Source organism: Aequorivita sp. KMM 9714 (assembly GCF_011065475.1).
In the GTDB taxonomy this organism is placed as follows: Bacteria; Bacteroidota; Bacteroidia; order Flavobacteriales; family Flavobacteriaceae; genus Aequorivita; species Aequorivita sinensis.
Genome location: NZ_JAAGRO010000036.1, coordinates 1 through 439, shown reverse-complemented (window position 1 = coordinate 439; position 439 = coordinate 1). Strand labels below are relative to the sequence as shown.

Genomic DNA, 439 nt, shown 5'->3' with positions numbered 1-439 from the left:
ATGGAACAACAAAAACCTCTGTTTAATTTCAAAATTAACTATAACACCTTAGATGGTAATGGAACACCGCTGTATAACGGAAATATAGCACAAACGTTCTGGAAGACGGACTCACAAGACAAGAACGTACGGGGATATACGTATGAATATGACCCCCTGAACCGAATAATGAGCGCAAACAGCTATGAGGGCACAAACCTCAACGGAATGGCAATGAACACAGAGTATAAGGTAAACGCTATTACATACGACAAGAATGGCAATATACTTACACTGTCTCGATATGGCGCCGATGATAATGTTGTGCCTTCTTTCGGAAAATGGGATGATCTAACCTATACCTATGATGGTGGGAACAAGCTTATGAAAGTAGTCGATAATTCCACTTCGGGCTCGCACAGGAATTTTGGGTTCAAGGACGGAACCAATCCCAGAGATG

1 pseudogene is annotated in these 439 nt (G+C 41.9%); it reads left to right on the top strand.

Going from position 1 to position 439, the window contains the following annotated elements:
* Window positions 1-439, top strand: a pseudogene (locus G3A46_RS14065) (hypothetical protein); the annotation flags it as partial.